Origin of the sequence: Campylobacter sp. CFSAN093238, from assembly GCF_012898015.1 — a bacterium.
In the GTDB taxonomy this organism is placed as follows: domain Bacteria; phylum Campylobacterota; class Campylobacteria; order Campylobacterales; family Campylobacteraceae; genus Campylobacter_D; species Campylobacter_D jejuni.
Genome location: NZ_CP040611.1, coordinates 569931 through 593314 on the forward strand (window position 1 = coordinate 569931; position 23384 = coordinate 593314).

23 protein-coding genes are annotated in these 23384 nt (G+C 30.1%); 15 read left to right on the top strand and 8 right to left on the bottom strand.

The window, feature by feature from the left end; translation table 11 throughout:
- The 6 genes from folP to cmoA are packed head-to-tail and all read left to right on the top strand — an operon-like array spanning position 1 to position 6347.
- Positions 1–1143: a dihydropteroate synthase gene (folP, locus tag FBF21_RS03085; protein WP_002870074.1), complete on the top strand. Its 1143-nt coding sequence runs from the start codon at positions 1–3 to the stop codon at positions 1141–1143.
- On the top strand, positions 1144–3087 hold the full coding sequence (gene ligA, locus FBF21_RS03090; RefSeq protein WP_002859099.1) for an NAD-dependent DNA ligase LigA: 1944 nt from the start codon (positions 1144–1146) through the stop codon (positions 3085–3087).
- Positions 3068–4072, top strand: coding sequence for a membrane protein (locus FBF21_RS03095; protein WP_011049741.1), 1005 nt, complete (start codon positions 3068–3070; stop codon positions 4070–4072). Before ligA ends, FBF21_RS03095 begins: the two co-directional genes overlap by 20 nt.
- Complete coding sequence (locus FBF21_RS03100; RefSeq protein ID WP_002870073.1) at positions 4069–4830, top strand: TlyA family RNA methyltransferase; 762 nt, start codon at positions 4069–4071, stop codon at positions 4828–4830. The genes FBF21_RS03095 and FBF21_RS03100 overlap by 4 nt, the downstream gene beginning before the upstream one ends.
- Entirely contained in the window at positions 4796–5650 is an 855-nt protein-coding gene (locus FBF21_RS03105; RefSeq protein WP_002854793.1) for a bifunctional riboflavin kinase/FAD synthetase, read from the top strand. The genes FBF21_RS03100 and FBF21_RS03105 overlap by 35 nt, the downstream gene beginning before the upstream one ends.
- Entirely contained in the window at positions 5637–6347 is a 711-nt protein-coding gene (gene cmoA, locus FBF21_RS03110) for a carboxy-S-adenosyl-L-methionine synthase CmoA (protein ID WP_002859101.1), read from the top strand. Before FBF21_RS03105 ends, cmoA begins: the two co-directional genes overlap by 14 nt.
- Here cmoA and FBF21_RS03115 read toward each other — a convergent pair.
- From FBF21_RS03115 to nth, 5 genes are read right to left on the bottom strand one after another with little or no spacing between them, the layout of a single operon-like run.
- Positions 6337–6558 (bottom strand): EexN family lipoprotein, encoded by a 222-nt coding sequence (locus FBF21_RS03115; protein ID WP_002859102.1) that lies wholly within the window; start codon positions 6556–6558, stop codon positions 6337–6339. The genes cmoA and FBF21_RS03115 overlap by 11 nt on opposite strands.
- Entirely contained in the window at positions 6555–6989 is a 435-nt protein-coding gene (locus tag FBF21_RS03120) for an EexN family lipoprotein (protein ID WP_002870071.1), read from the bottom strand. Before FBF21_RS03120 ends, FBF21_RS03115 begins: the two co-directional genes overlap by 4 nt.
- A gap of 57 nt (positions 6990–7046) precedes the next feature.
- On the bottom strand, positions 7047–7679 hold the full coding sequence (locus FBF21_RS03125; protein WP_002870070.1) for a trimeric intracellular cation channel family protein: 633 nt from the start codon (positions 7677–7679) through the stop codon (positions 7047–7049).
- A gap of 10 nt (positions 7680–7689) precedes the next feature.
- Positions 7690–8340, bottom strand: a complete 651-nt coding sequence (locus tag FBF21_RS03130) for a DNA/RNA non-specific endonuclease (RefSeq protein ID WP_002886738.1) — start codon at positions 8338–8340, stop codon at positions 7690–7692.
- Positions 8337–8963 carry an endonuclease III gene (nth, locus tag FBF21_RS03135; protein ID WP_002852225.1) on the bottom strand — a complete coding sequence of 209 codons (627 nt, stop codon included), beginning with the start codon at positions 8961–8963 and terminating at the stop codon, positions 8337–8339. The genes FBF21_RS03130 and nth overlap by 4 nt, the downstream gene beginning before the upstream one ends.
- 80 nt (positions 8964–9043) lie before the next feature.
- Here nth and peb4 point away from each other — a divergent pair, with 80 nt between their 5' ends.
- The 5 genes from peb4 to FBF21_RS03160 all read left to right on the top strand — a co-directional run bounded on the left by peb4 (position 9044) and on the right by FBF21_RS03160 (position 14278).
- Positions 9044–9865 carry a peptidylprolyl isomerase PEB4 gene (gene peb4, locus FBF21_RS03140; protein ID WP_002852119.1) on the top strand — a complete coding sequence of 274 codons (822 nt, stop codon included), beginning with the start codon at positions 9044–9046 and terminating at the stop codon, positions 9863–9865.
- Entirely contained in the window at positions 9865–10929 is a 1065-nt protein-coding gene (gene fbaA, locus FBF21_RS03145) for a class II fructose-bisphosphate aldolase (RefSeq protein ID WP_002852272.1), read from the top strand. The genes peb4 and fbaA overlap by 1 nt, the downstream gene beginning before the upstream one ends.
- Before the next feature lie 94 nt (positions 10930–11023).
- Entirely contained in the window at positions 11024–12466 is a 1443-nt protein-coding gene (locus FBF21_RS03150) for a MotA/TolQ/ExbB proton channel family protein (protein WP_002852205.1), read from the top strand.
- Positions 12463–13416 carry an OmpA family protein gene (locus FBF21_RS03155; RefSeq protein ID WP_002852313.1) on the top strand — a complete coding sequence of 318 codons (954 nt, stop codon included), beginning with the start codon at positions 12463–12465 and terminating at the stop codon, positions 13414–13416. The genes FBF21_RS03150 and FBF21_RS03155 overlap by 4 nt, the downstream gene beginning before the upstream one ends.
- Positions 13403–14278, top strand: coding sequence for a 1-aminocyclopropane-1-carboxylate deaminase/D-cysteine desulfhydrase (locus tag FBF21_RS03160; RefSeq protein WP_002869995.1), 876 nt, complete (start codon positions 13403–13405; stop codon positions 14276–14278). Before FBF21_RS03155 ends, FBF21_RS03160 begins: the two co-directional genes overlap by 14 nt.
- Here FBF21_RS03160 and FBF21_RS03165 read toward each other — a convergent pair.
- Genes FBF21_RS03165 through FBF21_RS03175 form a run of 3 tightly spaced genes read right to left on the bottom strand, consistent with a single transcriptional unit; the run spans position 14270 to position 18032 of the window.
- Positions 14270–15613 (bottom strand): sodium-dependent transporter, encoded by a 1344-nt coding sequence (locus tag FBF21_RS03165; RefSeq protein ID WP_002852070.1) that lies wholly within the window; start codon positions 15611–15613, stop codon positions 14270–14272. The two genes, FBF21_RS03160 and FBF21_RS03165, sit on opposite strands and share 9 nt — an antisense overlap.
- A 50-nt stretch (positions 15614–15663) precedes the next feature.
- A complete protein-coding gene (locus FBF21_RS03170; protein ID WP_002852293.1) occupies positions 15664–16332 on the bottom strand; it encodes an MOSC domain-containing protein in 669 nt (222 codons plus the stop codon).
- On the bottom strand, positions 16329–18032 hold the full coding sequence (locus FBF21_RS03175) for a protein-disulfide reductase DsbD (protein WP_002852245.1): 1704 nt from the start codon (positions 18030–18032) through the stop codon (positions 16329–16331). Before FBF21_RS03175 ends, FBF21_RS03170 begins: the two co-directional genes overlap by 4 nt.
- Positions 18033–18126: 94 nt before the next feature.
- On the opposite strand from FBF21_RS03175, the gene ppk2 reads away from it, so the two are divergent.
- The 4 genes from ppk2 (at position 18127) to FBF21_RS03195 (ending at position 23383) form a co-directional block, all read left to right on the top strand.
- Positions 18127–19008 (top strand): polyphosphate kinase 2, encoded by an 882-nt coding sequence (gene ppk2 / locus FBF21_RS03180; protein WP_002852184.1) that lies wholly within the window; start codon positions 18127–18129, stop codon positions 19006–19008.
- An 8-nt stretch (positions 19009–19016) separates the two neighbouring features.
- Entirely contained in the window at positions 19017–20207 is a 1191-nt protein-coding gene (locus FBF21_RS03185) for a M20 family metallopeptidase (RefSeq protein WP_002852326.1), read from the top strand.
- A 78-nt stretch (positions 20208–20285) separates the two neighbouring features.
- On the top strand, positions 20286–21458 hold the full coding sequence (locus FBF21_RS03190) for an efflux RND transporter periplasmic adaptor subunit (RefSeq protein WP_002918554.1): 1173 nt from the start codon (positions 20286–20288) through the stop codon (positions 21456–21458).
- The gene (locus tag FBF21_RS03195; RefSeq protein WP_057044092.1) at positions 21458–23383 is read left to right on the top strand and encodes an ABC transporter permease; all 1926 of its coding nucleotides are present in this window, start codon (positions 21458–21460) and stop codon (positions 23381–23383) included. The genes FBF21_RS03190 and FBF21_RS03195 overlap by 1 nt, the downstream gene beginning before the upstream one ends.
- Position 23384 lies beyond the last annotated feature (1 nt).

Here is a 23384-nt window from a genome sequence, read left to right on the forward strand (position 1 = left end):
ATGAAATTTTTTAAAATCAATCCAAATACCGATTTTAATTTGCTTTGTTCTTTCATAAATCCCCATAAAATGGGACAAAAGATTATGAGTGAAAAAACAAAAATTCATTTTATTTTTATCAAAGATATTTCCACTCCTGCAGCAAATATTTTAAAACAAGATGCTTTAAGAATAGGAGCTGAACTTATTACTCATAAAGAAGTAATTACTGCAAAAATCACTCATTCAAATGCACTTTTAATGGCAAGTAAAGAGCAAATTCAAAAGCTTATTGCTAAAGAAAAACTTCAAGATTTTGGACTTAAAAATTTGGCTCTTTTTTTACAAAAAGATTTTTTAAAACCAAAAAAAGCTGAGCTTATGGCAGTGATTAATGTCAATGAAGACAGTTTTAATGCAAAAAGTCGTGTGAGTGAAGAAGACTTTGAAAAAAGGCTTAATGACTTTCTTGCTTTAAAGCCTGCGTATATCGATATAGGTGCGGTTAGTTCAAGACCTGGGAGTGAGTATTGTGGCAAGGAAGAGGAATTTAAAAGACTGAAAAAAGTACTTGACTTAATTTATGAGAAAAATTATTACGAACAAGCAATTTTTAGTTTAGATAGTTTTGATGAATATTGTCTAGAATATGCTTTAAATAAGGGTTTTAAACTCATTAATGATATTACAAGTTTAAGAAATCTTAATCTAGCTAAACTTGCAAGTAAATATGAGGCAAAATATTGCTTAATGCACATGCAAAACAATCCAAATAACATGCAAGATAATCCTTCTTATGAAGATTTGCTTGATGAGATGACTTTGTTTTTTAAAGAAAAACTTGAACTTTTAGAAAGTTTTGGAGTAAAAGAAAGTATTTTAGATGTAGGTATTGGTTTTGGAAAGAGTGCGGGGCATAATATGATTTTAATCAAACACTTAGAGCATTTTTTGCAATTTAATAAGCCTTTACTTATAGGTGCGAGTCGCAAAAGTGTGATTAATGCGTATTTTCAAAGCGAGATTAAAGATCGTTTAGCAGGAACTTTGTATTTGCATTTAAAAGCTTTTGAAAATGGTGCTAGTATTATAAGAGTGCATGATTTATATGAACATAAACAACTTTTTGCTTTAGCGCAGGCAATGGATAATATAGGAGTTTAGATGAAAAAAGAAGAGTATTTAGAAAAAGTTGCTTTAGCAAATTTGTGGATGAGGGCATATTATGAAAAAGATGAACCCTTGGCTAGCGATGAAGAATACGATGCTTTAATCAGAGAATTAAGTGTTTTTGAAGAACAAAACAAAGATGAAATTTCAAAAGACTCTCCAACGCAAAAAATAGCTCCTATCATACAAAGCGAGTTTAAAAAAATAGCTCATTTAAGGCGTATGTGGTCGATGGAAGATGTGTTTGATGAGAGTGAGCTTAGGGCTTGGGCAAAACGCGCAAAATGTGAAAAAAACTTTTTTATAGAGCCTAAATTTGATGGAGCGAGTTTAAATTTACTTTATGAAAATGGTAAATTAGTAAGCGGTGCCACTAGGGGCGATGGCGAAGTGGGTGAGGATATAACGCTTAATGTTTTTGAGATAGAAAATATACCTAAAAATATAGCCTATAAAGAAAGGATAGAAATTCGTGGAGAAGTGGTGATTTTAAAAGATGATTTTGAGAAAATCAACGAAAAAAGAGCCCTTTTAAATCAAAGTTTATTTGCTAATCCACGCAATGCTGCAAGCGGGAGTTTAAGGCAGCTTGATACAAGCATCACTAAAGAAAGAAATTTGAAATTTTATCCTTGGGGAGTAGGGGAAAATACCTTAAATTTCACCAAACACAGCGAGGTGATGCAATTTATCAGAGAGCTTGGTTTTTTAAAAGATGATTTTGTAAGACTTTGCGCTAATTTAGACGAAGTTTTAAAAGCTTATGATGAGCTTTTAGCTCTAAGAGAAAAAAAACCTATGATGATGGATGGAATGGTGGTAAGAGTTGATGATCTTGCACTTTGTGAAGAATTAGGCTATACGGTAAAATTTCCAAAATTTATGGCAGCTTTTAAATTTCCTGCACTTGAAAAAACCACGCGTTTAATAGGGGTAAATTTACAAGTAGGAAGAAGTGGAGTGATCACTCCTGTGGCGGTTTTAGAACCTGTAAATTTAGATGGGGTTGTAGTAAAATCAGCCACCCTTCATAATTTTGATGAAATTGCAAGACTTGATGTTAAAATCAATGATTTTGTAAGCGTGATAAGAAGTGGTGATGTTATTCCTAAGATCACTAAGGTTTTTAAAGAGCGTAGAGAAGGTTTAGAGATGGAAATTTCACGCCCTAAACTTTGTCCTACTTGCCAAAGTGAGCTTTTGGATGAAGGAACTTTAATAAAATGTCAAAATATAGATTGTGAAGATAGACTTGTAAATTCTATCATTCATTTTGTTTCTAAAAAATGTCTTAATATCGACGGACTTGGAGAAAATATAGTAGAACTTTTATACAAGCACAAAAAAATCACTACGCTTGAGAGCATTTTTCATTTAAAATTTAGTGATTTTGAAGGTTTGGAAGGCTTTAAAGAAAAGAAAATCAACAATCTTTTAAATGCCATAGAGCAAGCCAGAGAATGTGAGCTTTTTCGTTTTATCACGGCTTTAGGGATAGAGCATATTGGCGAGGTTGCGGCTAAAAAATTAAGTTTAAGTTTTGGTAAAGAGTGGCACAAGCAAAGCTTTGAAGCTTATGCCAATTTAGAAGGTTTTGGAGAGCAAATGGCTTTAAGTCTTTGCGAATTTACGCGTGTTAATCATACAAGAATTGATGAATTTTACAAGCTTTTAAATTTGAAAATAGAAAAACTTGAAATCAAAAGTGATAGTATGATTTTTGGTAAAACTTTTGTGATTACAGGTACTCTTTCACGTCCAAGAGATGAGTTTAAGGCTTTGATAGAAAAGCTTGGGGGTAAGGTAAGCGGCTCTGTTTCTAAAAAGACTGACTATGTGCTTTTTGGAGAAGAGGCAGGTTCTAAACTTAGCAAGGCTAAAGAGCTTGAAGTAAAATGTATAAATGAAAGTGCTTTTAATGAGCTTGTTAAAGAATAGTTCTTATATTTTAACGCTTTTAAGCCTTTTTGGCTTTTTGCTAACTTGGCAAAGGAGTGCTTTTTCTTTATTTTTTTTAATTCCTATTTTTTTAACACTTTTTTGGGAATTCTTTTTATTTTTAAAGCTTAGAAAAAATATTATAAAAGAAGCTACTTTGATTAAGGGAAGTTTGTTTTATCGTATTAGTATGGGGGATTTTTATCTTTATATTTTTAGCTTTTTTTTGGCGATTTTTGGACTTGTTTCTTTATTTTTAAATTTTTTAAATCTTGAAAAAATTGATTTTGTTTTTATATTTATAATTTTACCTTTATTGATGATATTTTTAAAAAAAGAATTGCATTTGCAATTTATAGATAATGCTTATAATGATTTTAGAATAGTTGTTATCGCTAGTTTTTTTACTGCTTTATTTTATGCATTTTATGGGCTTTTTTTTACTTACAATGAACTTTTAAATTTAGAACTTTTTTCTAGGAAAATCATTGCCTATAAGAGTGCTTCTTTTGTTTATTTTGATTTTTTATCTGAATTTTTACATTTTGTTTCAAATTTAAAATTTTTTATTTTTTCTTATTTTGGATATTTGGGGTTTAGGGCTTTAAATTTTATTTTTGATTTTTTTAATTTTTTTATGTTTTGTTCTCTTTTGGCTTTTGTTTTTAATTTTGTTTTGAAAATAAAGATAAAAATAATTGTTTTATTTTTATGTTTTATCATGGTTTTAGGAAATTATTTTTTAAAAGAGCAAAGAAATAATGCCTTAAAATCCGAACAAGAGCAAATACTTTTATGGATGAATAATTTTAATTTTTTAAAAGATAATAACTTAAGTTTAATTCAAAAAGAAAAAGATCTTTTTGAAAAAGATCTTAAAGATCTTAGAGAAATTTTTAAAAAAAATGCTTTTGAAATAGGTATTTGGTGGTTTTCTAAAGAAAAAGAAGACTTAGAAAAAAGAATAAATGAGAGTTTAAAATGAGATTTGATTTTTTTGTTTCAAAGCGTTTAAATATCAGTAGAAATAAAGCCTTAGAGCTTATAGAAAATGAAGAGATTTTACTTAATGGTAAGAGTTTTAAAGCTTCTTTTGATGTGAAAAATTTTTTAGAAAATTTAAAAAAAACGCAAGATTTAAATCCTGAAGATATACTTTTAGCCAATGAGTTAAAATTGGATCTTTTAAGTGAAATTTATGTTTCAAGAGCAGCTTTGAAATTAAAAAAATTTTTAGAAGAAAATGATATTGAAATAAAACATAAAAATTGTCTTGATATAGGATCTAGTACGGGCGGTTTTGTTCAAATTTTACTTGAAAATCAGGCTTTAAAAATCACTGCTCTTGATGTGGGTAGTAATCAACTCCATCCAAGTTTAAGAGCAAATGAAAAAATTATCTTGCATGAAAATACAGATCTTAGAGCCTTTAAAAGTGAAGAAAAATTTGAACTTGTTACTTGTGATGTGAGTTTTATTTCTCTTATTAATTTACTTTATTATGTCGATAATTTAGCTTTAAAGGAAATTATTTTACTTTTTAAACCTCAGTTTGAAGTGGGAAAAAATATCAAAAGAGATAAAAAAGGTGTTTTAAAAGATGACAAGGCAATCTTAAAAGCAAGAATGGATTTTGAAAAAGAATGTGCTAAGTTAGGTTGGCTTTTAAAAAATACGCAAAAATCAAGCATTAAAGGAAAGGAAGGTAATGTTGAATATTTTTACTACTATTTCAAAAATTAATATTACTTCTTTAGCCATAGGTTGTTTTGATGGTATGCATTTAGGACATCTAAAACTTGTAAAATATTTAGATGAGAATGGGGCTTTGCTAGTTATTAATAAATTTAAAGGTCAATTTCTTTGTTCAAATCGTCAAAAAGAAGAAATTTCAGGAAAAAAAGTTATAGAAGTGGATTTTGAAAGTATAAAATCTTTAGATGGTAAAGATTTTTTAAGCTTTTTGAAAAAAGAATTTACCAGTTTAAAATTTATAGTCGTGGGTTATGATTTTTCTTTTGGGAAAAATAGGGCTTATAGTGCTAAAGATATTGAGTTTTTAAGTGGGATAAAAACTATAATAGTTGATGAATTTAGCATAGGTGGAATAGGTGTTCATGCAAGTTTAATTAAGGATTTTTTATCAAGAGCAAATTTGCAAAAAGCAAAAGAATTTTTAGGGAGAAATTATAGCATCAAAGGAAAGGTAATTAAAGGACAAGGCTTAGGTTCTAAAGAACTTTTTGCAACTATAAATTTAGATTGCGAAGGTTATTTTTTGCCTCAAAATGGTGTTTACGCTACTTTGTTAAAAAGTCAAAGAAAAACTTATAAAAGTGTGAGTTTTTTAGGTGTAAGATCAAGCGATGAAAATTTTGCTATAGAAAGTCATATTTTAGAAGAATTGGGTGAAAATTTCACGCAAGGAGAGTTTTTTGAACTCGAGTTTATATCTTTTCTAAGAGAGAATCAAAAATTTCAAGATCTAAAAAAACTTAAAAATCAAATTACTAAAGATATAGAACAGGCTAGAGAATTATTAAGGAAAAATGATGAAAGATGAACTTTTTAAACAAAGCCCTAAAAAACAATTTGAATTTGATAAAAGCGTGGCTAGTGTTTTTGATGATATGATCAATCGTTCTGTACCATTTTATAGAGAAAATTTAGAACTTTGTGGCAATTTATTGGCTAAAATTTTACCTACAAATGCAAGTGTTTGCGATTTGGGCTGCTCAAGTGCTAATTTTTTGATTTTTTTGGCAAATCTAAGAAAGGATTTTAAACTTTTTGGCGTGGATAATTCTGCTTCCATGCTTGAAGTTGCAAAATCAAAAGCTAAAGCTTATGGGCTTGATATAAGTTTTTTTGAAGCTAATTTATGCGAATTTGATTTTTTTACTTGCGATGTTTTTGTAGCAAATTATACCATGCAGTTTATTCGTCCTCCTAAAAGACAAGAATTGCTTGATCAAATTTATAAAAATTTAAACTCTAAAGGCATTTTGATTATGAGTGAAAAAATCCTTTATGAAGATGCTTTTTTGTCTAAAAATATCATAGAACTTTATGCTGATTATAAAGAAAAACAAGGCTATTCTAAGTTTGAAATCGCAGCTAAAAGAGAAGCTTTGGAAAATGTTTTAATTCCTTATAGTCAAAAAGAAAATTTAAATATGCTAGAAAAGGCAGGTTTTAAGAAAATAGAAAGTATTTTTAAATGGGCAAATTTTGAAACTTTCATAGCTTTTAAGGATTAGAAATATTTTCATCTTCCCATTCATCTTTTGGAAAACCTATCTTATATGCATTAACACAATCTTGACTAATGATAGCTTTGTGTCTGCATTCTAAACTTCTTTTTTTTGCTTCCTCGGGGTGATTTTGATAATATTCTACACTTTTGGTTTGTTCGCATGCTGCAAAAAATATACCAATAAGGCTTAAAAAAAGAGTTATTTTCATGGTCATTTTTCCTGTGTCATATTAACATCATCGCTAAAGATAGAACTTTGATTGTTTTCTGTTGTTTTGGAAGGATAAATTTCAGAAGGTGTTTCTGCTATAGGTGGTATTATAATACTTTCATTATTTTCTGAACTTTGGTTAATATCTTTTGTGGTTTTTTCTTTTTTTAAATCATTTTGTTTTAAAGCTTCTAATATTTGATTATCAGATTTTTTCGGTGTGTTTGGACTGTATTTACCCTCTTCATTTGTTGGTTTAACACCAACTTTTAATGCATTAATACAATCTTCGCTAAGAGTTCCGCTTTTTTTGCATTCTTTCGCTTTTTCTTTTGCTTCGCTAGGAAGATTTTTGTAGTAATTTTCTGTTTTACTATCACAAGCTGTTATATTAATAACTATTAAAATTGCAAGTAAAATACTTAGTCTTCGCATTTATCAATCTCCTAAAATTTTTAATATCTTAGCAAACTTGTATAAAGCAACGATAAATTATTTTTCTTCATTGTAAGAAAAAATAGGTAAAGACCATTGATATTTGATAGCTAAAAGCCTTGCAAAAACTCCTATAAAAAGAGTTAAAAGTGTGCAAACTAGGGCATTAAGCTCAAGCCAAATTATTAGAGAATAATAGATTGCTCCTGCAATTATGGCAATTCCTGCATAAATTTCTTTTTGAAACACCAAGGGGATTCTCATACATAAAATATCTCTTAAAATTCCACCAAAAACACCGGTAATTACAGCAGCAGCAACGGCTATGATAAAGCCACGGTTTTGATCTATGGCTATTTGAGCTCCAAGTATGCTAAAAACAACAAGTCCTATAGCATCAAGAGTTAGAAATAAAGTTTCAAGTTTGGTTACTACGCGCGGAATTTTTGTGGCTACAAGGGCGCAAAAACAGATTAAAATAATATATTCAGGATGTTTAACCCAAGTTAAAGGATAATGTCCTAAAAGCACATCTCTTATGCTTCCGCCTCCAATTGCTGTTACGAGAGCAATAAAAATAACTCCAAAAAGATCCATTTTATGGCGTCCTGCAGCTAAAGCCCCTGTCATTCCTTCTGCGGAAATACCTATGATATAAAGAGTGGTTATCGTAAGAGCATTTATCTCCATAATTTATACCTTAAAATTTATCACAATTTATTTGATACTGTTTAATATTTTCATCATTTACTTCATGGTTTGGTACTTGATAGCATTCTTTAAATTTCGGAGTTTTAATAATTTTTACATAAAAACTTGGTATAGCAATACGGCTTTTAATGTATTGTGGTTCTTTATCGTAAAGTACTAAATTTAAAACTTCGATACTTTGAAATTCTAAAGCTAAATTTCTTTCTCTTTGTTCGATTTCATTCCAAATTTTATTATTTATTTGTGCATTTTGTGGGGTAATATTACTCATTAAAAATACTGAATTTTGAGCAGCTTTACTAAAGCTAAAAGAAGCATTGGGTGCAGTGTGTCCTCGTGTGTAACCACTGTTTTTATAATTACTCCAAGTAGTGCGGTATTTTTTAGGAATATTTGTATCATCTTCAAAGCGAGGGCGTTTTTTGATTTGTCTATCTTTCAAATTTGAAGCTTCTACCTTATAAGCAACAGCTTTTGTGCCTTTGAGTTTATAATCATAGCAATTTAGATAAAAAAACTTATCTAAGATTTGCGAGCAATTTATATTGTTAAAATAAGAAGAAAAATCAGCACTAGGCTTGTAAGGTTCTAAGGCAAAAATATTAAGAGATATAGTGAGTAAAAAGATGAAAATTTTCATTTAAGTTCCTTATCTTTACTTTTGCAAAGATGATTTAAAAAGCATTCTTTACATAAAGGTTTTTTAGCTTTACAGGTGTAACGTCCAAAAAGAACCATGGCTTGATGAAGATAGTTAAGATTATCTTTAAATGTGCGTGTTAAATCTTCTTCTGTAGCTTCTGGAGTTTTTGCTTTGCTAAGTCCTAAGCGGTGAGAAACTCTAAAAACATGAGTATCTACAGCCATGAAATTTGCTCCGCACCATTCTATTAAAACTACATGAGCGGTTTTTTGTCCTACGCCTGCTAAGGATTTTAAATTTTGTTCATCAAGGGGAATTTCTCCGTCAAAATTTTCACAAACTGCTTTTGCCATTTTTATAAGATTTTGTGCTTTATTATTAAAAAATGAACAAGTTTGTATATAGGTTTTAAGACTTGATAAATTTGCATTTGCAAGGGATTTAATATCAGGATAAGCTTTAAAAAGATCAGGAGTGATGAGATTAACTCTTTTATCAGTGCATTGGGCTGAAAGCATTACGCAGACTAAAAGCTCATATAAATTTGAAAATTTAAGCTCTGTTACAGGCTTGTCAAAATGTTTTAAAAAAAGTTCTTTGATTTCTAAATTTCTTTTCATTTTTTAATTTTAGTTAATTAGCTTTAAACCAAGTTTAGATATAATTGATTTTATATACATTTTATTAAAAAGGAAACCTAATGAAAAAATTTTCTTTAGTCGCAGCAACTTTGATTGCAGGTGTAGTTTTAAATGTAAATGCAGCTACAGTAGCTACTGTTAATGGCAAGAGCATTAGCGATACAGAAGTAAGTGAATTTTTTGCCCCTATGCTTAGAGGACAGGATTTTAAAACTTTGCCAGATAATCAAAAAAAAGCTCTTATTCAGCAATATATTATGCAAGATTTAATTTTGCAAGATGCTAAAAAACAAAATTTAGAAAAAGACCCTTTATACACAAAAGAACTTGATCGTGCAAAAGATGCAATACTTGTTAATGTTTATCAAGAGAAAATTTTAAATACTATTAAAATTGATGCGGCTAAAGTTAAAGCTTTTTATGATCAAAATAAAGACAAATATGTAAAACCTGCAAGAGTGCAAGCAAAACATATCTTAGTAGCGACAGAAAAAGAAGCTAAGGATATTATTAACGAACTTAAAGGTTTAAAAGGTAAAGAACTAGATGCTAAATTTAGCGAGCTTGCTAAAGAGAAATCAATTGATCCAGGTTCAAAAAACCAAGGTGGTGAGCTTGGTTGGTTTGATCAATCAACTATGGTAAAGCCTTTTACAGATGCTGCTTTCGCGCTTAAAAATGGTACTATTACTACAACTCCGGTAAAAACGAATTTTGGTTATCATGTAATCTTAAAAGAAAATTCGCAAGCTAAAGGTCAAATCAAATTTGATGAAGTAAAACAAGGTATTGAAAACGGACTTAAATTTGAAGAATTTAAAAAAGTTATCAATCAAAAAGGCCAAGATCTCTTAAATAGTGCTAAAGTGGAATATAAATAATGGGTGTTTTAGACATTGTAAAAGCAGGGGTGATTAGCGGAGATGAGCTTAATAAAATTTATGACTATGCTAAAGCAGAGGGTTTTGCTATCCCTGCTGTTAATGTTGTAGGAACTGATTCTATTAATGCAGTTTTAGAAGCTGCAAAAAAAGTTAACTCTCCAGTTATTATCCAGTTTTCAAATGGTGGGGCAAAATTTTATGCAGGGAAAAATTGTCCTAATGGAGAAGTTTTAGGTGCAATTAGTGGGGCTAAACATGTACATTTACTTGCTAAAGCTTATGGTGTACCTGTGATTTTACACACTGATCATGCTGCAAGAAAACTTTTGCCTTGGATTGATGGGCTTATTGAGGCAAATGCACAATATAAAAAAACCCATGGACAAGCTTTATTTAGTTCTCATATGCTTGATCTTAGCGAAGAAAGTTTAGAAGAAAATCTTAGCACTTGTGAAGTTTATCTTCAAAAACTTGATGCTTTAGGTGTCGCGCTTGAAATAGAATTAGGTTGTACAGGTGGCGAAGAAGATGGAGTGGATAATACAGGTATTGATAATTCCAAGCTTTATACCCAACCAGAAGATGTAGCTCTTGCATATGAAAGACTTGGAAAAATTAGTGATAAATTTTCAATCGCAGCAAGCTTTGGAAATGTACATGGAGTTTACAAGCCAGGAAATGTTAGCTTACAACCTGAAATTTTAAAAAATTCGCAAAAATTTGTAAAAGATAAATTTGCTTTAAATAGCGATAAGCCTATAAATTTTGTATTTCATGGCGGTAGCGGTAGTGAGCTAAAAGATATTAAAAATGCAGTAAGCTATGGCGTAATTAAGATGAATATTGACACAGATACTCAATGGGCTTTTTGGGATGGGGTGCGTGAATATGAACTTAAAAATAGGGCTTATTTGCAAGGACAAATTGGAAATCCAGAAGGTGATGACAAGCCAAATAAAAAATACTATGATCCGCGTGTTTGGTTAAGAAGCGGTGAAGAAAGCATGATAAAACGTCTTGAAATCGCTTTTGAAGATTTAAACTGTATAAACAAAAACTAAGCATTTTAAAAGCTTAGTTTTATTTTGTTTTAAAAATTTTTATCAAATTAAGTAGCAATCTTTAAAATAAAATTTTTAATGAGGTATTGGTTTCATGGATATTAAATCAGATGAAATTTCAGAACTTGTTTTGCCTGAAGGCAAAGATGCAAGAGGTTCTTTGGTTTATTTTAAAATTATTTTTATTCCAGCTTTTCTTTATATTTTGATTTTATTGGGTTATTTTAATGTAATTGACTTTAAGGTCGAATTACATACGGTTATTATGACAGGTGTGATTTTTTTTACAGCATTGATTTTTGCTAGACATAGTGCTGAGTATGCGTATAGTATTTTTGAACAACAAAAAGATGAATTTAAACAGGCTTTAAAAAGACATATTATGAGGCATTTTCTTGCCATAGGGAAAGACACGAAATCAAATGCCAATTTTGATGACTTTGCTTATACATATATTAAGGGTGCAAGAAATGAGAATTTTGCTAGTATAGGTTCGGCAATTTTTCCAATGATGGGAATTTTAGGAACTTTTATCAGTATAGCTTTTTCAATGCCAAATTTTAGTTCTAGTGATACAGCCGCTTTAGAACAAGAAATTGCAGATTTGTTAAGTGGAGTGGGAACTGCTTTTTATGTTTCAATTTATGGAATTTTTCTTGCATTATGGTGGATGTTTTTTGAAAAATATGGTAAAAGCAAAATAGATCGTTTGCTAAATCGTCAAAAAAACGCTACAAGTGGATTTTTTTGGACAAAAGAAGAGCTTGATCAAAGATATTTAACTGAAAGTTTGCAACATTTTGAAAAAATTGGAGCAATTTTTAAACAAGTTAGTAATGATGATTTTTTTGCAGAGCTTGATCATGCTATTGATAGAAAATTTGGTATTTTCCAAGATATGCTAAATGTAGAAGAAAAGGCTATTAGATTAAGTAGTGAACATATCAAACAAACCATGGGTGAGCTTAGTAAAGCACAAAGAGATCAACGCGATCTTGGAAAGCTTTATAGTGAAATGTTAAATGGTATAGGTTTGCTCAATCAAAATTTAAAAGAAATCAATACAAGAATGTCAGAACAATATAATCGCTTGCTTGATATCAGTAGTGATAAAATTCATCATCTTGATAAGACACTAAGTGCATTCGATGAAAAAATAGAGCGTTTTGGTAAAAATTTTGAACTTTATGAAAAAGCAATGTTGGAAAGTCAAGAAAAGGTTTTTGAGGGATTTAAAGCAAGCTTGTTTGAAGGTATGCATAAATTTAAAGAAGTATATGAAGAAGAAAAAAGTATTGATGCTAAAATCAAAATGATGGATGAGCTTAAAAAAGAAATGAAAGCACTTGATGAAGAAACAAGTCAAATGATGAGCAAGCTTTCTGGGGATGAAAATCAGAATAAAGAAAATGAAACCAAACAAATAGAAGATTTTTCAGAGTCTAAGACTGAAGAAAATCAAGATGAAATTCAAGCAGAAATATCTAAGCAAGAAAGCAATGATGAGCTAAAAAATGAAGATAAAGAAAATAAATGAAAAATGAGTCAAAAGAAGATAGCAATTTTTGGATAGCTTATGCTGATTTAATGGCAGGATTGCTGTTTGTTTTTATTTTGCTAATAGGTGCTATTGTTGTAAAATATGTTTTAACTCAAAGTGATTTAAAAGAAATCAAAGATAATCTCAATAAACAAGAGGCACGCTTAGAGGAGAGTAAAGAAGAGCTTAGAAATAAAGAAGCCATAGTGTTTAAACTAAGTTCTGATTTAAACAATGCTTCTAGTGCTTTAAATCTTGCTAATTCTCAAAAAGCAGAATTAGAGGCTAATATTACAAATTACAAGCAGTTAAGTAAAGATTTAAACTCAACTTTAGATAATAAAGATAAGCAAATTTTGATTTTACTAGGTCAACTAGAGAAAAAAGATGAAGAGCTTAAAAATTTACAAGAAGATTTTCAAAAAGCTAAAGAAAAGGTGCAAAATCTTGGTTTGATTCGTGAAAATTTAAGCAAGGAATTACAAAGTAAGCTTGATAATAATATCACTATAGATGAAAAGACAGGATCTATTTCTTTGCCTGCTGAAGTACTTTTTGATAAAGATTCTTATGTGTTAAAAAATGAGGCAAAGGCAAGTTTGAGAAAAATCTTAAGCGAATATTTTGATGCTATTCTTGAAGATCCAAAAATTTTTTCTAACATTGAAAATATCATTATTGAAGGACATACTGATAGTGATGGATCTTATATTTATAATTTAGATTTGTCGCAAAAAAGAGCTTATGAGGTGATGAATTTTATCTATACTTTTTATAAGAGTGATAAGCTTCAAAAGCTTTTAATGGCAAGTGGACGTTCTTTTTCAGATCCTGTGTTTGTCAACGGAGTTGAAGATAAGGATAAGAGTCGTCGCATAGAAATAAAATTTAGCATTAAAAATGATAATGCTTTAAAGGATGTAGAAAAATTCTTTGAATTTCATTAAAACAATTAGTCCTATACAAAAAATCAATTTTAACGGATTTGAATTTTATATTAAAAGAGATGATTTATTAGGGGAAATTAATGGAAATAAAGCTAGGAAACTTGCTTTTTATATCCATCAAAGATATCCTAAAAATCAATCTTTTGTAAGTTATGGAGGAAGCCAAAGTAATGCTTTGGCGGCATTAAGTATTTTTGCTAAACAAAGATCATATAAGCTTGTTTTTGCTTGTGAAAAAATTTCTACTTTTCTTAAGAATAATCCTTGTGGAAACTATACTTTAGCTTTAGAAAATGGTGTTGATTTTGTAGAAAATATCCATTCTTTATCCTTAAAGCAATTTGCTTTGTCTTTGTGTAAAAAAGATGATATTTTTATAGAACAAGGCATAGCTAATTTAGAAGCTCAATATGGCTATATGGAACTTGCTCAAGAAATTCAAATGCAAAGTCAAAGTTTAAAGCTTGATTTTGATATTTTTTTACCTTCGGGTACAGGCACTTCGGCAGCTTTTTTGGCAAAGTATTCTAAATTTAAAGTATTTACTTGCGCTTGTGTAGGTGATATTAAATATCTTAAAAAACAAATTTTAACATTAGATCCAAGCTATGATTTTTCAAATTTAGAATTTTTAACAAGTGATAAAAAATATCACTTTGCTAAGCCGTATAAAGAATTTTATGAGCTTTATATGGATTTAAAGTTAAAGTGCAATATAGAATTTGACTTGTTGTATGATATTTTAGGATTAAGTATAGCATTAAAACAAGAGTGGAAAAAACCATTGCTTTATATACATCAAGGTGGAATTTTAGGAAATTCCACTATGTTAGAGAGATATAAATTTAAAAAATTAGTTTAAAATTCCATAGATAAAAATGATTAAAATAATCAAAGGTACTATATATTTTACATAATAAAACCAAATTCCAAACCATGAACTTTTAAGCGTATTATTATTGCTAAGTTCTTTTAGACTTTCTTGTTTGCCTAAAATCCAACCTACATAAATGCAGCAAAAAAATGCAGTTAAAACAAACAAAATATTTCCACTAATGAAATCAAAACTATCAAAAATGTTTTTTCCTTTGATGATAACAATATCACGCCAAGGCCCATAAGTTAGAATACAAGGAAGATTGCCAAGTATGAAGATAAACCCTAGAGTTAGGTTAATAGAAAGATTTTTAGAATATTTAAATTTTTCTTCTAATACGCTAATAATAACTTGATAAATTGGCAAGCTTGTGGTTAAAGCTGCAATCAAGAGTAAGACAAAAAATAAAATACACACAATGGTGCCAAAATGGATATGAGAAAATGCTATAGGTAAAGTTTCAAAAACCAAAGAAGGCCCGCTATCTGGAGCAAGTCCCGCTGAGAAAAGTGCTGGAAAAATCATAAAACCAGCCAAAACAGCTATGATAGTATTTAAAACCCCTGTATAAATAGCGGTTTTTGCCATATTTTCATTTTTATTAAGATGAGATGAAAGTGTTATCATTACCCCAAAACCTAGGGATAAAGCAAAAAAGACTTGTCCTAAAACATCGATTAAAAGTTTTGGTGATAAAATTTTACTAAAATCAGGTTCAAGATAAAATTTAACTCCAGCCATAGCTCCATCAAGGGTTAAATTGCGTCCTACAACAATAATAAGACAGATAAATAACAAAGGCATTAAAAATTTTACGGATTTTTCTATACCATCTATAATGCCTCTTTTTAAAATAATATAATTAATAATTACAAAAACAGTGGTAAAAATACCAACTCCTAAAGGATTGAAGGCTATTTTGTCGTTAAAAAACTGATGAGTAAATTCTTTGCTTACTACATTGGCAAGACTAAAATTCCCTAGGGTTAATTCCCAAATATAAACTAAAACCCATCCTCCAAGTACCATGTAGTAAGCCATTATGCCAAAGCTTCCTAAAAGTCCCATATATCCAATACTTTGCCATTTTTGTTTGAAAGCATCTACGCTATTTGTCATCGCTTTTCTGCCTATGACATTTTCAACTAAAATAACAGGAATGCCTATGATAATCATGGCTATACAAAAAACTAATACATAAGCACCGCCACCATTTTCTCCTACAAGATAGGGAAAACGCCAAGTTGCTCCAAATCCTATGGTTGCTCCAGCAACTGTTAGAATATAAGTTAGTGTGCTACTCCATGTTTGTCTTTGCATGATTATCCTTTCGAAAAAGAATTATTTTACCTAAAAATAACTTTAAAAACTTATAAGCTATCCATATAGCTTATATCGTAAGTATTTTTTAAGCGTTTGTGTATCGTTTCGTGCCAATTTTGAGATATGAGAGAGTTTAATTTTTCTAATTTATCTAATAAATTCGGATTTTGCTTAAGAATTTGATGCGGGGAGTAAAAAAGTTGATTGAGTTCAAATACACTAAGTGAAGTAGAATTTTTTTCTAAAATTTTAATGTTTTCATGCTTTCGTATTTGTCCAACTTGTAAAACTTTATAATACCATCCACTCAAGCCCGTTTTAAAAATTTCATGTGTAAAATTTGGATTATTGTGAATTTTAGAAATTTTTACACAAGGTTTTCTAGGTTCGCTTACTTGCAGTATTGCATTTGAAAATTGATGTATATCACCTATGCAAACATTTTGTTCACAAAGCCCATCGATGCTCAAATTTTCACCCATTGAGCCAAAATTTAGCTTTTTATTAAGAAATCTTTCCCATATAGGATAGTTTTGACAAGAGTTGGCAAAAATAGCCTTATGGTAGCCTCCATGATGAATTTTATCAGCTATTTGATCATCTAAAACACCTAGAAAATCAATTTGTGTTTCTTCTAGGTAAGTATCTTTAATAAATGCGCTTTGGAAATTTTTATAGTTTTTAATTTTCCCTATTTGCAAACTTTGAATTTTCATGGTTCTATTTTTTTTAATAAATCATCAGCACTGATAAAACCCGTGATTTTTAATTTTTCTTTTCCATTTTCAAAGAAAATTAAAACAGGTGGGCCAAAAACATTAAATTCTTTCATGGTTTTAATTTGTTCATTATTATTTTCGCTTACATCAACTTTGATAAGTTTGTAATTTTGCATTTTTTGTATGATTCTTTCATCGCTAAAGGTTAATTCATCTAAAAGTTTGCAATTTTCACACCAAGATGCAGTAAAATCAAGCATTATAGGCTTTGTATTTGTTTGTATTTCTTGCTTTAATTGTTCAAAATTGTTGATATAATCATAGCTTAAAGCATGTTTTGAGGCAGATATAGTATTGAAATTTAAAGGATTTAAGAAATTTTTAGCCCCAAAAAGTCCTCCTAGGAAAATACTTAGAGAATAAGCTAAAATAAGAATTAAAATACTTTTTTTAATTTTAGAAATTATTGTAAAACTTTTTTCAAAAATTCCCATAAAAACACTAAAAAATACACCTAAAATTCCATAGGCAATTAAAATGTAATTTTCTTCAATAATTCTAGAAAGTATCCAAATAGCCATAGCCAACATAACAAAACCAAAGAAAATTTTTACTTTTTCCATCCAAAAACCAGGTTTAATAAAACCTAATCCTAAGCCTATGAAAAGCAAAGGTATACCCATGCCAAAACTCATGATAAAAAGTGCACTACCACCTAATAAAGCATTGCCTGTATTGGCTATATAAATTAAAGCACCTGCTAAAGGAGCTGCTACGCAAGGACCTACTATTAAAGCAGATAAAAATCCCATGATGGCTATACCTACAACTCCCTTCCCTTTTTCGCTTTTTTTATGTATAAAGGTTTGAAATCTTAATGGCAATTCAAAACGAAAAGCTCCAAACATAGCAAAAGCAAAAGCTATGAAAATTAGAGCAAAAAGAATTAAAATAATAGGTTTTTGTAAAATTCCTTGAATACTTGCTCCTAGAAAACTTGCTATAACTCCAGCAATAGCATAGGCTAAAGACATGAAAAAAACATAGATAAAAGAGAGAAAAAAACTATATTTTTTTGAAAATTTAGCATTACTTTTTGCTACGATAAGAGAAGATAAAATCGGAATCATAGGTAAAATACAAGGTGTTAAGGAGAGTAAAAGTCCATAGCCAAAAAAACTTAGCAAAATCCAAAAAAAGTTATCTGTTGCTAAAAAATTTGCTATAGAGCTTTCTTCAGATTCAATTTTAGTTTTTTTATCTGTTTTTTGAGCTTTGTAAGGTTTTGAAATTTCAAAAGCATCTTTTTTAGAAATGAGATCAAAGTACCAAGTTTGAGGATTATAACACAAGCCTTGTTCAGAACAGCCTTGAAATTCGAGTTTGATTAAATTTGTGGTATTTTTTGCAAAGCGCTCTAGTAATAAATTTGGCAAAGCTAAATTTAATTTTTGATAATAAACATTTTCATTACCTCTTGTAGAACTTTGAGGTAGATTAATCAAAGAACTTATATCTTTTTCGTTTATATATAATTTAAGTTTATTAGAATAAAGATAAATATCTTTTCCAAGTTCAATATCAATTGAGATAGAGTTATTATAAGAGTTTGATTTTACATTAAAAGCTTCATTTAAAGATAATATAGAAGCAAAACATAAACAAAAACTTAATAAAATAATACCAAAAATACGCATAAATTTCCTAAAAACTTATTTTTTCCTTTATTTTTAACTTCAATTATAATTTATTATGGTAAATTTACTTTAAATACTTTATAAAGGTTTGAAAATGCAAGAAAATAATTCTCCAAAAGCGCAAGCGGTTGTTAAAAAGAATGAAATTTATGTTTCTGTTAAAAGAAAGAAAAGTACAATAGAATATGAAAAAGATTTAAAGAATTTGCAAATTGAGCTTTTGAAATTTCAAAATCATGTTAAAGCCAAGGGTTTAAAGGTTCTTATACTTATAGAAGGGCGTGATGCAGCTGGAAAAGGTGGGGCGATTAAACGTTTGATTGAGCATTTAAATCCGCGTGGTTGCCGCGTTGTGGCTCTTGAAAAACCTAGTGATGTGGAAAAAACACAGTGGTATTTTCAGCGTTATATAGCACATTTGCCCTCAGCCGGTGAGATTGTGATTTTTGACAGATCTTGGTATAATCGTGCAGGAGTAGAACCGGTTATGGGTTTTTGTACACCGCAACAACATAAAGATTTTTTAAGAGAAGTGCCTTTGTTTGAAAATATGATTTCAAATAGTGATATTATTTTTTTTAAATTTTATTTTTCAGTATCAAAAGACGAGCAAAAAAAACGTTTTGAAAAACGCCGAAGCGATCCACTTAAACAATATAAATTATCTCCTGTGGATCAAAAATCGCAAGAATTATGGGATAAATATACTTTAGCTAAATACTCTATGCTTTTAGCATCTAATACTCCAACTTGTCCTTGGACTATTATTTCTTCTGATGATAAGAAAAAAGCAAGATTAAATTTATTGCGTTTTATACTTTCTAAGGTAGAATATCCAAATAAAAAAACTGGAGATTTTTCCAAAATTGATGCAAAATTAGTGCGTAGTGGAGAAGAAGAAATACGAAAAATGGAGGCGAATTTGGAAAAACTTGACAGTAAAAAAGCAGATGAGAAAATAAAAGATTTAGATTAAGGAAAAGAATGCAAAAGCTGGTTGAAAATTTAGCACTAAAGTACTATGATAAAGTAGTTGATTTAAGACATCAAATTCATATGCATCCTGAGCTTGAATTTGAAGAAGAAAATACAGCCCATTTAGTGTGTAAAATTTTAGATGAGTTTGGCATTAAATATCAAAAAAATATTGCAAAAACAGGAATTTTAGCTATTATAGAAGGAAAAAAGAAGAGTCAGAAAAAACCAAAATGTGTTCTTTTAAGAGCGGATATGGATGCTTTGCCTGTGCAAGAAAAAACTAATCTAAGCTATGCTTCAAAAATTGATGGTAAGATGCATGCATGTGGACATGATGGACATACAGCAGGGCTTTTGGGAGCTGCTTTGATATTAAATGAGCTTAAAGATGAATTTTGTGGCACGATTAAATTTATGTTTCAGCCCGCAGAAGAGGGAAGCGGTGGAGCTAAACCTATGATAGAATCAGGTGTATTGGAAAATCCTTATGTTGATGCAGTTTTTGGTTGTCATTTATGGGGGCCTTTGCTTGAAAATACTGCTCAAATTGTAAGTGGTGAAATGATGGCTGGAACGGATATTTTTGATTTGGAATTTATTGGCAGAGGAGGGCATGGAGCTCATCCGCACACTTGTATAGATCCTATAATTATGACAACGCAATTTGTAAATAATATACAAAGTGTTATTTCTAGACGTTTAGCCCCTTATGAAGCAGGGGTGATTACCGTAGGTCAAATTTGTGCAGGAACTACTTATAATGTTATTCCTACAAATGCTTATTTAAAAGGAACTGTGCGCTTTTTAAATGATAAAACGCAAGATATTTTAAAAAGTTCTTTAGAAGAAGTGGCTGCTGCTACAGCAAAATCCAATGGCGGAGATTATAAGCTTAAATATACTAAAGAATTTCCTCCATTGATTAATGATGAAAAAGCTGTTTTAATAGCAAGAAAAGCTTTTGCAAAGGTCTTAGGAGAAGAAAATATCATTGTTTCTTCTAAACCTGACATGGGGGCTGAAGATTTTGCTTTTTTAACACGAGAAAGAATGGGGGCTTATGTATTTGTTGGAATTTCAAAGGATTTAAATCATCCAGCTTTGCATCATAGTTCTACTTTTTGTTGGGATGATGAAAATTTAAAAGTTTTAATGCAGGGTGATGTGATGATGGCTTTAGAATTTTTAAATTTATAAAATAGAATTAAAAATTCACAAAAAATTCACAAAAAATGAGTAAAATTTAATCTTGATTTTTCTTTAGGATTTGTTATTATGAAAAAGAAGATTGTTTTAATCATTTTAATTGCAATACTTGGAAGTGTTGGGGCTTATTTTATTTTTTTTAATAATGATGAAAAAATCAGCTATTTAACTCAAAAAATACAAAAAAAAGATATATCTCAAACCATAGAGGCAGTAGGAAAGGTATATGCCAAAGATCAAGTCGATGTGGGTGCTCAAGTTAGTGGACAAATTATAAAACTTTATGTTGATGTGGGAACTCATGTAAAGCAAGGTGATTTGATCGCTCAAATTGATAAAGATAAACAACAAAACGATTTAGATATTACAAAAGCTCAGCTTGAAAGTGCTAAGGCTAATTTAGAGAGTAAAAAAGTTGCCCTTGAGATTGCGAATAAGCAATATCAAAGAGAGCAAAAACTTTATGCAGCTAAAGCAAGTTCTCTTGAAAATTTAGAAACTCAAAAAAATAATTATTATGCTTTAAAAGCCAATGTTGCAGAGCTTAATGCTCAAGTAGTTCAGCTTGAAATCACTCTTAAAAATGCACAAAAAGATTTAGGTTATACAACCATTACTGCTCCTATGGATGGTGTTGTGATTAATGTAGCTGTAGATGAAGGACAAACAGTTAATGCTAATCAAAACACTCCTACTATAGTCCGTATAGCTAATTTAGACGAAATGGAAGTAAGAATGGAAATAGCAGAGGCTGATGTGAGTAAGATAAAAGTAGGAACAGAGCTTGATTTTTCTTTGCTTAATGATCCTCAAAAAACTTATCATGCTAAGATTGCAAGTATAGATCCAGCTGATACTGAAGTGAGTGATTCTAGTACAAGCTCAAGCTCATCAAGTTCGAGTTCTTCAAGCTCAAGCTCATCAAATGCTATTTATTATTACGCAAAATTTTATGTAGCCAATAAAGATGATTTTTTGCGTATTGGTATGAGTATACAAAATGAAATTGTCGTAGCAAGTGCAAAGGCTGTTTTAGCAGTGCCAACTTATGCAATTAAAAGCGATCCAAAAGGCTATTATGTTGAAATTTTGGAAAATCAAAAAGCTGTTAAAAAATATGTCAAACTTGGCATTAAAGATTCTATCAATACTCAAATTTTAGAAGGTGTAAATGAAGATGAAGAATTGATAGTAAGCTCAAGTGCTGATGGTTTAGCTCCTAAAATGAAGTTGAGATTTTAATGATTTTTCTTAAAAATATTTGCAAAAATATAGGCGAAAATGCCATTTTAAAAAATGTAAGTTTAAGTATAGAAAAAGGTGAATTTGTTGCTATTATAGGACAAAGTGGAAGTGGTAAAACTTCACTTTTAAATATCATAGGAACATTAGATACGCCAAGTAGCGGAACTTATGTTTTTGATGAGTATGAAGTCACTAAACTTAATAACGATGAAAAAGCAAGATTAAGGCGTGAAAAAATAGGCTTTATATTTCAAAGATATAATCTTTTAAGCTTGCTTAGTGCTAAAGAAAATGTTTCTTTACCTGCAGTTTATGCGGGAAAAAATTTACAAGAAAGAAGTCAAAATGCTAAAAAACTCTTAAATGATTTAGAATTAGCTCACAAGTTAGATTCTAAGCCAAACGAATTAAGCGGAGGGCAGCAACAACGCGTTTCTATAGCAAGAGCTTTAATCAATGGCGGAGAGCTTATTTTGGCTGATGAACCAACGGGAGCTTTGGATAGTAAAAGCGGTATTATGGTGCTTGAAATTTTACAAAAACTTAACACACAAGGTCATACTATAGTCTTAGTAACTCACGATCCAAAAATTGCAGCACAAGCTAAAAGGGTTGTAGAGATTAAAGATGGAGAAATTTTAAGCGATACTAAAAAGGAAAAAGCTCAAGAAAAACTTATTTTAAAAACAATGCCCAAAGAGAAAAAAACACTTACTTTGCTTAAAAATCAAGCCTTTGAATGTTTTAAGATAGCTTATTCTTCCATACTTGCACACAAACTTCGTTCTATTTTAACTATGCTTGGAATCATCATAGGTATTGCTTCTGTAGTTTGTGTTGTAGCTTTAGGATTAGGCTCTCAAGCTAAAGTGCTTGAGTCTATTGCAAGACTTGGGACAAATACTATTGAAATTCGCCCTGGAAAAGGATTTGGGGATTTGCGTTCGGGTAAAACAAGGCTTAATTTTAGTGATTTAGAAACGCTAAGATCTTTAGAATATTTAGAAGCAGTTGATGCTCATTCAAATACTTCAGGAGTGGCAACTTATACCAATATTTCTTTAAGCGCAAGAGCTGAAGGAGTAGGGGTAAATAATTTTGCTATAGAAGGTTTAAGGATAGATGCGGGAAGAATTTTAAATAATGATGATGTAAAAAATAGTACCAATGTTGCTGTATTGGATTTTAATGCTAAAAAAAATCTTTTTCCTGATGAAAAAAGTGAAAATATTTTAGGTCGTGTGGTGCTTTTTAATTCTCAACCTTTTAAGATTATAGGAGTTTTGCAAAAAGATACAGACAAGCCTATAGAAGATAATGTAGTACGTCTTTATATACCCTATACAACACTGATGAATAAGCTTACAGGAGATAGAAATTTGCGTGAAATCATAGTTAAGGTTAAAGATGATGTGAGTTCAACTTTGGCTGAAAATGCTATTATAAGAATTTTAGAAATTAAACGCGGACAAAAGGATTTTTTTACTTTTAATTCTGACACTTTTAAGCAAGCTATTACAGCAAATAAACGCACTACAACCATACTTACCGCTTGTGTGGCTGTGATTGCTTTGATTGTTGGGGGTATAGGAGTGATGAATATCATGCTTGTTTCTGTAAGTGAAAGAACAAGAGAAATAGGCATACGCATGGCTATAGGGGCTAGAAGAGAAGATATTATGATGCAGTTTTTAATCGAAGCGGTTATGATTTGTACTATAGGGGCGATTTTAGGTGTGATTTTATCGATTTTTGTTATTTTTGCTTTTAATACTTTAAGTACGGATTTTCCTATGATTTTAAATGCCTATTCTGTGCTTTTGGGACTTTTAAGTTCTATGTTTATCGGTGTGGTTTTTGGTTTTTTCCCTGCAAGAAATGCAGCAAATTTAAATCCTATTAGTGCATTATCAAAGGAATAAA